Raw genomic sequence first — 13,380 nt, forward strand, 5'->3', positions numbered from 1 at the left:
TGACCCTAGCAGCTTAGAAGAACCGCCATTCAAAGCGCCTGAGCGCCTTGATGCAAGCTGGAATTAGGGCGCTGGCTGCACTGCCAAATGTTTCAGCAGCAAGCTCACCCGAGGGCCATAGCCTTCCAGGTATTCCATGGGCAAATGCACGAGCACCACAAAGGGGCGACCCGCCATTTCCCCTAGATAAAGCTCCCCGGCGATCGGCTCGCCTTTGTCGGTGCGCATGAAGGCGATCGCCCGCTTCACCCAACCAAACCGCTTGAATTTGGGGTCGTCGCTCGATCGAACAATGCTGGCCCGATTCGTGGCCAACCAGCCATTGGGGCCCGTATAGCTTTGCCACAACTGTTCCGGCGTGGTGGGCGTTTCCGGAACAATCACGCTGACATAGGCCGCTTCGTTGCGGACTGCTCCCCCCTGGGCCACAAACCGGGCGATCGCGCGGCCCCCTTGGCGATTCAGGATCGGAGCAAAATCTTCCCGAGCCAAATAGGTCACCACTGGAAATCGATCGGGCGCAAACCGCTCCAGCTCGATCGACTCCGGCTCCCCTTCAACCATGATCGTCTCGGTGATGCGGGCAGGCGGTGTGGGCGTGGCTTGGGCAACCGGCGCGATCGATTGGGGAGCGATCGGCACAACCGGCGAGTGATCGGCTCCGGTCACGGGCCCTCCCATTGAACAGGCACCCAACAAAAGCAAGGTCAAGACTGCACGCATCACGATTTTTCTCCCAGCAATTCAGCACTTGAGAAGTTCAATGGCAATTCAGTAGCAATTCAGTGGCAATTCAGTAGCAATCCATTAAAAATTCAGTCATTTAGCCGCTCCCTGGCTCAGTTGCCCATTCAGCCCTTGGCAATTCGGCCGTTTCAAAACAGCAGTTGAGGACAACCCACAACCCTATTGCTATTTCCACCCCACAGCATCCACAGGCGGGATAGAAGTTGATCCAAATCTAAAGCAGCGGTTAAGTAAAGGTTTGCAATTAAGATTTGCAATTCAACTCTCTTGGAGCACATGATTTTCCATTCTCCATGCGCCAGCCCTGTGAGGCGAGATCTGGGATCAATCACGACAGGCCAACGATCCACAACGATTCCTGGCACAGGGAATCGAATCAGGCTACGGTAAGCACAGCGCTATTTGCGCCCATGGTCTACGTTTTTTGCCTGCATCTTCCCGATTTTTTTCCCTCAAGGTGTGCATCATGCAAATAGCATCTGAGCCAAAGCTGTCACTCAGGGAGTCATGTCAACACTTCAGTTCTATCAAGCCCTGAGTGGGCGACTTCGCAATTGGTCGTGGGAATGGTTACTCATTGCCTTGCCGGCCCTGGCGGCCCTCATCAGTGGAGCCATCACCTGGCGGTGGCAACTTCTGATTTTTTCGGAGACCGCCCCAGAGCTGAGCCAGATGGTTCCCCCCGTCAGCACTGTGGCAATGGTGGCTTTTTTGAGTACCTCAGCAGCCAGTGTGATTGGGTTTTGGATGGCCCGCCAAACCTGCGCCCAGGCGATCGCCCATTCTTGTTCTCCTCAGGATTCTGATTCCCATTCCCGTTTGCGCTTGGTCAATCGTTTCGATCGCCATTCTTCCCATCGCCATTCTCATTATTCTTTCGATATCAATCAACATCCCCATTCCAATTTCAAGATTAGTTCTGAATTTGAAGCTGACGGTTCTGCATTTGTTAATGATCATCAGGGAGAAGATAGCCCCAGTAACCGTCATCAAGGGTTGAATGAACCGGTTAACGAACTTGTTCATGGGCAAGTGAATGATCAAAATGATCAAGAAACTGATGATCAAGAAGTTGAGGAAATGAATGACGAGGCCAATCCTGAAGCAACGGATTTGGCAGAGATTGACATTACAGATTTGGCAGAAATTCCGGAAGATTCGGCCGATTGGGATGGTTTAGATGGGCGATTTGTGCCCACCCAATTTCTGCAATTGTTGCAGCGGTCAACCTTGGCGGAAGTGAGCCTGGGAGACTATACGGAACGAACCATGGCGGTCATGTTTGCCGATATTCGGGGTTTTACGACCCTTTCGGAAACCATGTCCCCTCAGGAAAATTTGCGTTTTTTGAATGCCTATTTGGGTCGAATGGAGCGAGCGATCGCCCAACATAATGGGTTCATCGACAAGTACATTGGCGATGCCATTATGGCCCTGTTTGAAGGGGATGCTGACCTGGCAGTTGATGCGGCCATTTCGATGCTCAAGGCGCTGAGTGAATATAACCAGGAGCGCTTGCAGGCAGGGCGATCGGCCATTCGCATTGGCATTGGCTTGGATACGGGGCCGCTGATTTTGGGCACGATCGGGGGCGTTCACCGCATGGAAACCACCGCGATCGGGGATGCGGTGAATTTGGCTTCTCGCCTAGAGGAATTAACGAAGCAATATAGTGTTTCGATTTTGGTTTCCCATCGTCTATTGGCAGCGCTGCATAACCCTTCTAAATACAGCATTCGGTTTATCGATCGGCTGTATGTGCGTGGCAGAACTCAACCTGTGGCGGTTTATGAAGTCCTGAATGCCGATCCGATTGAATTGCAAACCCTCAAGCGTGCATCCAGTAGTTTATTTGAGGAAGGAGTCCTGCGATTCCATCGTCGGCAATATCGGGAAGCCGCTTCTTTGTTTGAGGAATGCCTCAGCATGAATCCGACCGATCGCGCAACTCATATCTACTTGCAGCGATCGGTTTTGGCGGGTTTTCCGCCTTCTGAACATACCTGGCAATTAATTAAGGGCAAGGTGATTCATAAGCGCAAACGCTACCGAGGACGGCGACGGGCCCGATCTCGCTGATGATCGCGCTGATGTCTTGAGCCAAAGCCTGCGGGCCCTCACCCGAACCGGCACTTGACCCACCATTGACTCCCGATCGGCTCCAGAGTTGACATCCCCGCCAAGCTGTAGCGTAATTGATGGGAACTTGCCCCGATCGCTGTTGCAGCCTTCATCCATTCCCCGCCATTCATTACCGTCGGTACTGCGATGAATGGGAGATTGCCGGAGTTTCCTGAAGGCTAGGATTTCTCGAAGCTAGGGTTTCCTGAGCAGGATCTCGGATGCCGTTCCAGATGTGGAGTTGCAAAATGGCGTGGTTCAATGGCGCGGCTCAATGGCGCGGTTTAATGGTGCGGTTGTGATTGGTGAGGCAGTTGCTTGTCCTTGAGGATTGGAGGTCTGGAGTTTGAAGGGGCTAATTTCAGGAGCGATCGCGAGGGATGCCCGCAGACGGCCGATTGGCGTGTTTGACAGTGGCGTGGGTGGCCTAACGGTTTTGCGGGAGTTATATCGCCAACTGCCCAACGAGTCGCTGCTGTATTTGGCGGATACGGCCCGCTTGCCCTACGGGATGCGATCGCCCGCCGAAATTGTCCAATTTTCACGCGAAATCCTCTCCTGGATGGAACGCCAGGGCGTGAAGATGGTTGTGATGGCCTGCAATACCTCTTCGGCGTTGGCGCTGGATGTGGTGCGAGCAGAGTTTGATTTGCCCATTGTGGGCTTGATTTTGCCGGCGGCTCGGGTGGCGGTCGATCGCGGCTCCCGGGTGGGAGTGATCGCCACGCCAATCACGGCCGCCAGCGATGCCTATCGCCGGGCCATGGTGGAGATTGATCCCACGGTGCAGGTTTGGCAAGTGGGCTGTCCGGAATTTGTGCCGATTGTGGAGCAAGGACGGTTGCACGAACCCGACACCCGAGCGATCGCGCAACAGTACCTGGAACCGTTGCTGGAACAGTCGATCGACACGTTGGTTTATGGTTGCACCCACTATCCACACCTGGCAGGGGTGATTGAACCGCTGCTGCCGCCGGGAGTGGTCACGATCGACCCGGCCGTCCATGTGGTGGCCGCCGCAACCCAAGAGCTGGAGTTGCTCAACCTGAAGCATTTGGATCAACCGCAACCCACTCGCTTTTGTGTCACGGGCGAGGCCGATCGCTTTGCCAGTTTGGCAACTCGCTGGTTAGGCTGTGCGCCGTTGGTGGAGCAGGTGCAACTGCTGGAGGCGGAAACCTTAGGCGATTACTTGCCGATCGAGTCGCCGTTGTCAGCTTAGGCCGGGCGATCGGGAAATTGCCCTCAGGGATCATTGCCATGCGATGATCAGCAATAGGCACGCTCCCAAAAATCTTGAGAACACACTTGAGAACACAGTGATCGCCTCGTCCATCTCTGCCCATTGATCCCAGGCTGGAATAGTTGCCGGGTTTGATGGGCTGTCCGCCGTTGCCCGATCGATCTCCCATGACCATTTACTTCTACAAAGTTGGCGAACCCTATGGGTGTTTTTCTAACTTCTCACCCCATTGGATTGTTGTTGATGGCGTTGACTGGCCAACGGTAGAACATTTCTATCAGGCACAGAAGTTTGTGGGCACGGAATCGGCGGCCGTGATCGATCGAATTCGATCGGCGCTGACTGCATCGGAAGCGGCCGCCTTGGGGCGCAACCCGGCCCATCAGTTGCGATCGGACTGGGATCGGGTGAAGCGATCGATCATGGCCCAAGGGGTGTGGGTCAAGTTTTCCAGCCATCCCGAATTGGCGCAAGTGCTGCTCAGTACGGGCAGCGAAGAACTCATTGAAGATTCACCCACAGATTATTACTGGGGATGTGGAGCTGATCGCACTGGAAAAAACGAACTCGGCAAGGTGCTGATGGAAACGCGCGATCAACTGCGGGAGAACCTGGCCTTGAGCCGCAGTTTTCTCTAGACAAACAAACAGAATAAACAAACAGACAAGGGGTTTAAACCCCTTGCCCCCGAAAGCTTGGCCCTTGCTCAAAGCCCTAAGCTCGAACGCCCAAACTGAAAACCTTACGCACTCGGAATCCGCGTCAGCAACACCGGACAGTTGGCATAAACCCGCACATAGTCCGACAGAGACGATCCCAGCAGGCGATCGAGATCCGGCAGTCCCTTCGCCACCGATGGCCGGCGATCGGGCGACCCCAACAGCAACAGATCCGCATTGTTATCATCCGCCAGGCGACAGATGGTTTCCCCAGCCCGGCCCCCGGCCGAAATGGCCTTGTAGCCAACCCCAAACTTTTTCGCCTCCGCGATCGCCCCAGCCAACACCTCATCACTCTCGCCGCTGATCACCTCATCCGGCTTCCGTTTGGCATCCACGTGGGTCAAAATCAATTGGCTGCCCTTGATATCCCGCGTCAAAAACAGTCCCAATTGCAGCGCTTGCTGAGATGCATCGGACTTATCGATCGCCACCATCACGCGGTTAATCCGCTTGACGTAGATATCATCCTTCACCAACAACATCGGCCGCCCCGACAGTTGGAAAACATACTGACTCACCGAGTTTTCCAGAATCGATTGCAGCCGCTTCAGACCCCGCGATCCCATCACGATCAAGTCCGCGTCTACACTGTCCGCCACCCGCAGCACCAAATCTTTGGGTTCACCCTGCTGCAACATGGGCGACACCTGTTCCGGCGGCAGACCCAAAAACTCGATCGCCTTGGCCAGCATTTTGCCGCCTGCTTCCAGCTTTTCGGCCATTTGGTCAGACCCAATCCGACCAGGAACCACGTGCAAAATGGTGACATGGGCATCTTTGATCGCGGGGATCTCCATCAGAAATTTCAGCATTTCTTCTGACTGTCCCGTGCCCGAGTCAGCGAACAAGATTTTTTTAATCATGGCTTCTGAAGGAGTCGCGTTGCTAGACCGATCAAGAACTACTCAAGAACAATGTTGAAATTTGATCCAGAGAAAATCAATAAAACGCTAACGCCAACCTAAGACTAACCAACTGGATATCAAGTAAATATCCTGAAATGGGTATTGCTGAGAGTTGGTGTTATTTAAGGATGTCTCTTTGCTGTGTGAATCAACCGGGTCAGGGGTGACACAAACCCAGTAGGCACACCACTTGCTGACCATCGACGAGTTGATTCAACAGGCTTCAACAGTTCATTTAAAGCCTACCACCGAATTCCTGAGTTGCCGCCAGAACCCCTTGTAATAGTTACATTTTTCAAGAATTGCTGGAAAAATTAAAACCTTAAAGAATTACAACGGGATCGGGTCTGGAGGTGTTAAATGGGGATGGTGGGCCCGAAGGCTGTCTGCTTCATTTGCTAACAAGAGGATTGTGTTCTGAATGACCTCGGGCCCCATGATGATCGCCTAATGATCGCCGGTTTCATCCTGGTTTAATCAATGCGATCGCCGGTTCGATCGCCCCATGCGATCGCTGGCTCGACCAAAGGGGATTGGCCCGGCCTGAACCTTGGCCGATTAAATCCTTCTGCAATTTTTGCAATGTGCTTTGCAATGTGCGCTATGAATGCCTCTGTAACTGCCTCCTCAGCTCCGATGGCTCAAGATTCAACGGATTTTCAGGGTTTTGCTTACCCGGCGCGGGTTCAGCCCCACCACACGGACTATGCCGGGGTGGTGTGGCATGGCACTTATCTTTCTTGGATGGAGTCGGCGCGGGTGGAATATTTACGATCGCGCGGGTTGGCCTATGAGCAACTGGTGGAGATGGGCTGTGAGTTGCCCGTGGTTGACCTGGGGATCCAATATCACCGCCCAGCACGGATGGGCGAAGAGGTGGTGGTGAAGGTGGCCCTGGAGCCGATCGAGGGAGTACGCTTGATGTTTGACTACCAAGTGGAATCGGCGGCGACGGGGGAATGTTATGCCACGGCCTGTGTCACCCTGGTACCGGTCGATCGAGCAACGGGGCGAGTGATGCGCCGCTGGCCACCGGAATTGGTGTCTGTGTTGCAGTCGATCGCCGGGCCCGTGCAGTAGGCCAAGGGCGATTCACGATCATTCACGCGCGACTCGATTCAGTCATTCATCACTCAGTTCGTGACCGGTGGCTCATGCATGGCCCATCAAGGTTGATCAACAGTAATTAATTTACTAACATTCGCTAACGTATGCCAATATTTAGCTATGGCATACATTCCTCTCAGAAAAGCGGTCGAATTTCTGGGATTGCATCCAAATACGCTAAGGAAGTACGCAGATGAAGGGAAGATCGAAACCATCCGAAACGAAGCGGGCCAGCGGCTTTATAACGTCGAGTCATATGGACGCAACGCAACTCGATCTACTGTCGTTTGCTACTGCTGCGTCAGTTCAGCCAAGCAACGAGACGATCTCGCTAGACAAGTCCAGTTCATGCGCGATCGCTACCCCGAAGCCGAAATCATCCAAGACATCGGATCAGGTCTCAACTTCCAGCGAAAAGGATTGCAATCCCTACTGGTCAGACTCATGCGTGGCGATCAGCTCCAAGTTGTGGTTGCCTGTCGAGACCGACTCTGCCGATTCGGATTCGAGCTGTTCGAGTTCATGGTTCAACAAAACGGTGGCGAACTCATGGTTCTCGACCAATCTGTTCACTGCTCAGAATCCGAACTCACAGCGGATCTGCTCGCCATCCTTCACCTCTTCTCTCGTCGAATGCCCGGACTCAGAAGCTACCGGAAGGCGATCCAGGAAGATCCGAATCTTTCTAAACCCTGATCAAAAAGCACTCCTGAAGCAATGGTTTGGCGTTTCAAGATACGTCTACAACACCACAATCAAACATCTTCAGGAGCCGGGAACCAAAGCCAATTGGATGGCAGTTGCGCCCATCATCCTGGGTGCGCTTCCTGAATGGGCCAAGCCAGTCCCCTATCAGATCAAAAAGATTGCGGTCAAAGATGCTTGCACGGCCGTTCGAGAAGCCAAGAAAAGCTTCAAAAAAGACGGACAAATTCGCAAATGTCGCTTCCGTAGTCGCAAAGATCGACAACAAACGATCTACATTCCCAAATCAGCCATCAGTGAAAACGGTGTTTACCACACCATCTTGGGAAAAGCAGCCCTAAAAGAATCAATTCCTGGTGGCTTCAGTGATGGTCGGTTGACACTTGCCTATGGCGAGTATTACCTGATCACCTCAACAGAAGTGCAACCCATTCAGTCCGAAAACCAAGGGCGGGTGGTTGCCTTAGATCCCGGTGTCCGCACATTCATGACCTTCTTTGCTGAGTCATCCTATGGATGGATTGGCAATGACTCGAACTTGCTGATTCAAAAGCTGTGCTTCAAGCTGGATCGCCTGATTTCCAAAATCACCAAGGCTAAGTCAGCCCAGAAGCGCCGCTTCAAGAAAGCCGCCGATCGCCTACGTTCTAAGGTGCAACACCTGGTGAAAGAACTTCACCACAAAACCGCACGGTTTCTGACTGAAAACTTTGATGTGATCTTACTGCCCAGTTTTGAATCATCTCAAATGGTGAGCAAATCACGTCGAAAGATTAAGTCGAAAACCGTGCGGCAGATGTTGACCCTATCGCATTACCAGTTCAAGAAACATCTAGAGTGGAAAGCTTGGGAGTTGGGCAAGATTGCCTTGACCGACATCAACGAAGCCTACACGTCCAAAACCGTTTCATGGACAGGTGAAATCGTCAAGATTGGCGGCTCTCGGATCATCAAGTCGAAAGTTGATGGGCGGTCAATGAATCGGGATCTCAATGGTGCTCGTGGGATTTTCCTGCGGGCATTGGTTGATACGCCTTGGTTGAGAGACCATCTCAACTTATGCATTTGTTAGCATCCGTTAGCAAAAAAGTATCGGTCGCAATTCACAGTTTTTAGTTTTTAGTTTTTAGTTCCAACAATCCCAAGGAATGGCAAAGCAATGGCTAACCACTTTCCCCATGATTTGAGATATAGCGACTCCCATGAGTATGTCCGGGTTGAAGGCGACGAGGCCACGATGGGGATCACGGATTTTGCAGCCGACCAACTGGGCGATGTGGTGTTTGTGGAACTGCCATCCGTAGGACAAAGGGTTGAGGCCGGTGACTCGGTGGGGTCGATCGAGTCCGTGAAGGCCGTCAGCGAGCTATATGCCATGGTGTCCGGGGAAGTGGTGGCAACCAATAACGAGATGGATAGTTCTCCAGAGTTGGTGAATGAGGATCCCTATGGGGATGGATGGCTGGTGAAAATTCGGATGAGCAATCCGCAGGAACTGGATCGAGCAATGACGGCGGATACCTACTCCAGATTGGTATCTGGGCAAGAGTAGGGGCCGTTACGAGGACTCGTTACTGGCGGGAGCGAGCGGCGATCAGGGCCTGTTGAGCGGTGCGCCGCAGCAGGTCGATCGCCGGGGACTCGGTGGCGGGCAGGTGGGCCAGATCGGCAATGGTTCCCGATCGGGCAATCAGGGCGGCGACGGTGCTGATCGCTTCGATCGCCCCCGCCGCGAGTAACAGCGCCCCTTGCAATTGGCCCTGGCGATCGTGCTGGATTTGGCAACGACCGGCCGCTAGGGCCAAGGCCGCGCTGCGCAGTTCTGGCCCTTCGCCACCGCCCACCACCGCCAAGGGCAGCGGCCCCCGCACGGCCCAAGGCTGCTGTTCATAGCGGATGCAATGGGGGCGTTGGATTGGGGTTTGCAGGCTGTTACGGATGATCAATTGGGCTTCGGTGGCGGCGATCGCCCCAATCGGGTGGCCTCCCAGCAGGGCCCCGCAGCCATATAGTTCTGGCGCGAGGGGCAATTGCAACCGGTCATTGGCGGGCCAATCGCCAATCCCGATCGCCCGGGGACAAAGCTGCTCAAACCCCTTGGGCAAGAGAGCTTGATAGTTACCGTCCGTGAGCAAGCAGTCCACTTCCCGGGCCCGATCGCCAACTTGAATCCAGGTTTGTCCCTCCAACACTTTGCACTGTTGGGGGGCAGCCCGCAAAATCACCTCGATCGCCTGGGCTTCCAGTTCCGCTTGCAACCATTCGGCCGCGGCCGCCGGTAACCCTCCCAAGACCCGATCGCCCGCCGCCGCCAAGGTCACTTGGGCCCCCAATCCCCGGAGCACCTGGGCCAGTTCGATCGCCATGGGACTGTCGGCGGTGACCAACCAGCGCTCGCCGGGCCGCACCCCCCGATGGGCCAATTGGGCGATCGTGTCCGGAGTGTAGGCCGCCACGGGGGCCTGCTCTGTCCACAGGGGCACGGTCGATCGGCCCGGCAACGCCAACAGACAACGCCGCCCCGCCAACAGGCGATCGCCCAATTGCACCCGCCACTGGTTCCGGTGTCGCATCAGCAATCCATCGCCCACCAGGCAGTCCACCCCGCCCGCCGCCAAGGCAGCCCGTTGATCGCCCCAGAGACGATCGTGCCATTGGGCCTGGCGTTGCAGCGATCTCCAATCGATCGTCCCGGCCGCCAGGGCCGCCCCTTGACTCACCAGCAACTCAGCCCAAGGGCGCGTTTCCGGTTCCAACGGCTCAATCAGCGCCACCCGCAACCCCGATCGGGTCGCCTGTTGGGCCGCCAGCCGTCCGGCCGCGGTTCCGCCCAAAATGATCCAATCGTGTTGTTCGTAGCAGGCTGCCATAGGGGGTTAAGGAACGACTGTGCCAAGGACGTGGGCCGATGATGATGTCAAGGATGCAAAAGGATGCGATCGCCCAGGATGATGCATTCAAAACTTGTTTGAGCTTTTATCTGGGCTTTTATTCGGGCTACTGACTACGCTACCAATTGAGCGACTGACTAAGCTACCGATGATTTGCTCAGGGATTCGCCAACAATGGGATGCGCATCATAGGCTATATGAGAACACATCCTTAGCCTTTTTTTGGCAGCTCCCGACTGTCTAATTTTCCCATCTATCTATTTCCATTCAATCTCAGCAAAGACTTTGGAGAGGTTTCATGCCCTGGAAATCTGCCCCCTATGAATCCGTTCGGAAAGCCATGAATCCCGGTGATATTGTTGCGTTTTCGAGCAATGTGGGATTTTCATCGCTGATTAAGATGGCCACGCGATCGAACATCACCCACATTGGCATTGTTTTTCAAACCAAACTCTTTATCTATGGAGAGGCCCAAGAGGGATTCTTTAATCAGGTGATGGAGTCCACCGTGGCCAGCGGCACGAGGGCCGGGGTAATTGCCAATCGGTTGAGCGATCGGGTGAAGTTTTATCCCGGAGATATGTGGTGGTTGCCCCTCAGACAGGACGTGCGCGATCGCATGGATTTGCGAGCTTTTTATAATTTTCTGCTCCATAATGAGCACCGTTCCTATGACATTGCCCAGGCAATTCGCTCCGCCTTTGATTTGCCCAGCAATTTACCGATTCCTGGGAAATTAACCCGTAATGCGGAAGATTTTTCACGGTTCTTCTGTTCAGAACTGGCGGCGGCGGCCCTGGAAGCCAGCGGGGCGATCGGGTCGATTAATGCTTCGGAAGTGACCCCGATCGACCTTTGTATGTTCTCAATCTACGAAGATGATTATTATCAGTTGAAGGGGCAAAAGAAACTGATCAGTGGCTATAACACCCTGAATCCTAATGGTTGGGGCCAGGAGTAAGGTAATTTACGCTCGTAATTTACTCGTGTCTCCCTGTTCGACTGACTGCACCTGAGTTGGCGCGAGCGTATTACTCGATCGCGCAATACTTAGGCAGCCGAGTCGCTGCTCGATCGCCCGTTGAACAGTTCCAACACCTCGCGGCAGTAATGCTTAATTCGATCGGCCGGTTCGGCGCGGGGTTGGCTGTCGCCCTCAAACTGCCAGGCCTCGATCGTGGAGAAGCGCCACTGTTGCCCCCGATGGTCGTAGCCCGCCACTTCCACACCGATCGCCCGTTGGGTGTCTTCCACCGGATCCGCAAAAAAGCGCACTTGCACCAGCAAACTGCGGCAGGCACAGGCGCGGCTGTAGCCCGGGAAGTGAAACCCAATGTCGATCGAGTCTGGATCAACGGTGGCGCGGGTTTCCGCATCATTGAGCCAAGGTTTCAGATCCACGCGCACATCGGGAAAAGCGATGCGAAACAAATTCACCGCAGCCGCGATTTGGCTGGCTAGGGCGATCGAGTGGGCACGTTCGGCGGCGTTCACGCAACTCCTCCGGGCGAAACGGGCGATCGGCCTGCGGGCCAGGGCCAGCGGCGGGGCAATGGCGCTAAACCCCGACTCAGGGCCATGAAACCCGCATGGATTAACGTCGTTTCATCATAATGTACGAATCCCAACTGCAAAGGAATGGTTGCTACCAATGCCGAGTCCTCGCCGTGCTGCTGACGATCGCCCCGATCGCCGTGTGGTCTATTCGGAATTTGGCGACGCGGTGAATCCAGACGCGATCGCCCGGGCGGTTCCTGACCTGCCGCCCAATCAACAAAACCTGAAAGTGCAACTGTCCCGCAAAGGCCGCGGCGGCAAAACCGTCACGGTCATCAGCGGTTTTCAGCACAAGCCCGAGACGCTACAAGCCCTGCTGAAAACCCTGAAAAACCGCTGCGGAACCGGCGGCACAGTCAAGGACAACAATTTAGAAATTCAAGGAGATTATGCCGATCGACTGGTGGCGTTGCTGGTGGAACAGGGCTATAAAGCCAAGCGCAGCGGTGGATAAATGGGCTTGAATCAATCGACTTGAATCAATCGACTTGAATCAATCGACTTGAATCAATCGACTTGAATCAATCAACTTGGATTAATCAACTTGGATTAATTGACCGGAGTAAATCAATCGGCTTGAATTAATCGGCTTGAATTACTTGGCTTGAATTACTTGGCTGGAATCATACGCCCTTCCCCTTCGCCCCTCGCCTTTGCCATGTTGTCCGCTGATTCGTTGCCCAATTCCTTCGGCTTGCTATTCGATTTGGATGGCACTTTAACTGAAACCAATCCCTTGCATTACCGAGCTTGGGAACTGGTTTTGGCGGAAGTGGGCTATGGCCTCACGCCCACGATTTATGAACAGGTCATCAGTGGCCGCACCAATGCCCAAATTGTGGTGGATTTGTTGCCCAGCTATTCCGTGGCGGAGGGAGCAGCCCTGAGCGATCGCAAGGAAGCGCTGTTTCGGCAGTTGGCCCCCGACTTGGAACCGGTGCTGGGGTTGCCTTTGCTGCTGAAAGCCCTGGAGCCTTGCAATCTGCCGATGGCTGTGGTGACCAATGCGCCCAAGGACAATGCGATCCACATGCTGACGGCCTTGGGGCTGCGGGAGCGGTTCGCAACGGTGGTGCTGGCGGAGGAAGCGCCCCCCGGCAAACCGGATCCCGCGCCCTACCGGTTGGGGTTGGAACGGTTGAACCTGCCGGCCAGTGGGGCGATCGCCTTTGAGGACTCACCCCCCGGAGTGCGATCGGCGGTGGCGGCGGGGATTTTCACCGTGGGCCTGAGCACCACCCACGCACCCGAGGAACTGACCCAAGCCGGGGCCTCGTTGGTGATTGAAAACTTTACCGATCAACGGCTTTGGCAACTGTTGCGATCGCACTTGGGAGATGAGGCGATCCCGCTTTCGGCTGCATTCACCGTTTAACCCCAAT

14 protein-coding genes are annotated in these 13,380 nt (G+C 54.6%); 10 read left to right on the forward strand and 4 right to left on the reverse strand.

Going from position 1 to position 13,380, the window contains the following annotated elements:
* Positions 1-63: 63 nt before the first annotated feature.
* Complete coding sequence (locus tag ACZA91_RS16560; protein WP_463183503.1) at positions 64-726, reverse strand: hypothetical protein; 663 nt, start codon at positions 724-726, stop codon at positions 64-66.
* A 528-nt stretch (positions 727-1,254) separates the two neighbouring features.
* On the opposite strand from ACZA91_RS16560, the gene ACZA91_RS16565 reads away from it, so the two are divergent.
* The 3 genes from ACZA91_RS16565 (at position 1,255) to ACZA91_RS16575 (ending at position 4,749) form a co-directional block, all read left to right on the forward strand.
* Positions 1,255-2,826 (forward strand): adenylate/guanylate cyclase domain-containing protein, encoded by a 1,572-nt coding sequence (locus tag ACZA91_RS16565; RefSeq protein WP_463183505.1) that lies wholly within the window; start codon positions 1,255-1,257, stop codon positions 2,824-2,826.
* A 412-nt stretch (positions 2,827-3,238) separates the two neighbouring features.
* Positions 3,239-4,090 carry a glutamate racemase gene (gene murI, locus ACZA91_RS16570; protein ID WP_099535624.1) on the forward strand — a complete coding sequence of 284 codons (852 nt, stop codon included), beginning with the start codon at positions 3,239-3,241 and terminating at the stop codon, positions 4,088-4,090.
* A 188-nt stretch (positions 4,091-4,278) separates the two neighbouring features.
* Entirely contained in the window at positions 4,279-4,749 is a 471-nt protein-coding gene (locus ACZA91_RS16575; protein ID WP_099535622.1) for an NADAR family protein, read from the forward strand.
* 104 nt (positions 4,750-4,853) lie between these two features.
* Here the strand turns inward: ACZA91_RS16575 and ACZA91_RS16580 are convergent, their stop codons facing one another.
* Positions 4,854-5,696: a universal stress protein gene (locus ACZA91_RS16580; RefSeq protein WP_190355360.1), complete on the reverse strand. Its 843-nt coding sequence runs from the start codon at positions 5,694-5,696 to the stop codon at positions 4,854-4,856.
* 678 nt (positions 5,697-6,374) lie between these two features.
* Here ACZA91_RS16580 and ACZA91_RS16585 point away from each other — a divergent pair.
* The 4 genes from ACZA91_RS16585 (at position 6,375) to gcvH (ending at position 9,102) form a co-directional block, all read left to right on the forward strand.
* Positions 6,375-6,818 carry an acyl-CoA thioesterase gene (locus ACZA91_RS16585; RefSeq protein WP_099535620.1) on the forward strand — a complete coding sequence of 148 codons (444 nt, stop codon included), beginning with the start codon at positions 6,375-6,377 and terminating at the stop codon, positions 6,816-6,818.
* A 147-nt stretch (positions 6,819-6,965) separates the two neighbouring features.
* The gene (locus ACZA91_RS16590) at positions 6,966-7,541 is read left to right on the forward strand and encodes an IS607 family transposase (RefSeq protein WP_190534078.1); all 576 of its coding nucleotides are present in this window, start codon (positions 6,966-6,968) and stop codon (positions 7,539-7,541) included.
* Positions 7,444-8,622, forward strand: coding sequence for an RNA-guided endonuclease InsQ/TnpB family protein (locus tag ACZA91_RS16595; protein WP_463186466.1), 1,179 nt, complete (start codon positions 7,444-7,446; stop codon positions 8,620-8,622). The genes ACZA91_RS16590 and ACZA91_RS16595 overlap by 98 nt, the downstream gene beginning before the upstream one ends.
* 87 nt (positions 8,623-8,709) lie before the next feature.
* Entirely contained in the window at positions 8,710-9,102 is a 393-nt protein-coding gene (gcvH, locus tag ACZA91_RS16600; protein WP_190533341.1) for a glycine cleavage system protein GcvH, read from the forward strand.
* A gap of 19 nt (positions 9,103-9,121) precedes the next feature.
* On the opposite strand, the gene ACZA91_RS16605 is transcribed toward gcvH, so the two are convergent.
* Positions 9,122-10,420, reverse strand: coding sequence for an FAD-dependent oxidoreductase (locus tag ACZA91_RS16605; RefSeq protein ID WP_463183512.1), 1,299 nt, complete (start codon positions 10,418-10,420; stop codon positions 9,122-9,124).
* Positions 10,421-10,739: 319 nt separating this feature from the next.
* On the opposite strand from ACZA91_RS16605, the gene ACZA91_RS16610 reads away from it, so the two are divergent.
* Positions 10,740-11,402, forward strand: coding sequence for a hypothetical protein (locus ACZA91_RS16610; protein ID WP_463183514.1), 663 nt, complete (start codon positions 10,740-10,742; stop codon positions 11,400-11,402).
* 89 nt (positions 11,403-11,491) lie between these two features.
* Here the strand turns inward: ACZA91_RS16610 and ACZA91_RS16615 are convergent, their stop codons facing one another.
* Entirely contained in the window at positions 11,492-11,935 is a 444-nt protein-coding gene (locus tag ACZA91_RS16615; RefSeq protein WP_099535123.1) for a hypothetical protein, read from the reverse strand.
* Between the two features lie 157 nt (positions 11,936-12,092).
* On the opposite strand from ACZA91_RS16615, the gene ACZA91_RS16620 reads away from it, so the two are divergent.
* Together ACZA91_RS16620 and ACZA91_RS16625 are read left to right on the forward strand one after the other, a co-directional pair.
* Positions 12,093-12,452, forward strand: a complete 360-nt coding sequence (locus tag ACZA91_RS16620; RefSeq protein ID WP_099535125.1) for a translation initiation factor — start codon at positions 12,093-12,095, stop codon at positions 12,450-12,452.
* Between the two features lie 204 nt (positions 12,453-12,656).
* Complete coding sequence (locus ACZA91_RS16625) at positions 12,657-13,373, forward strand: HAD family hydrolase (RefSeq protein WP_463183515.1); 717 nt, start codon at positions 12,657-12,659, stop codon at positions 13,371-13,373.
* Positions 13,374-13,380 lie beyond the last annotated feature (7 nt).

It is taken from the genome of Limnothrix sp. CMB-01 (genome assembly GCF_055193175.1).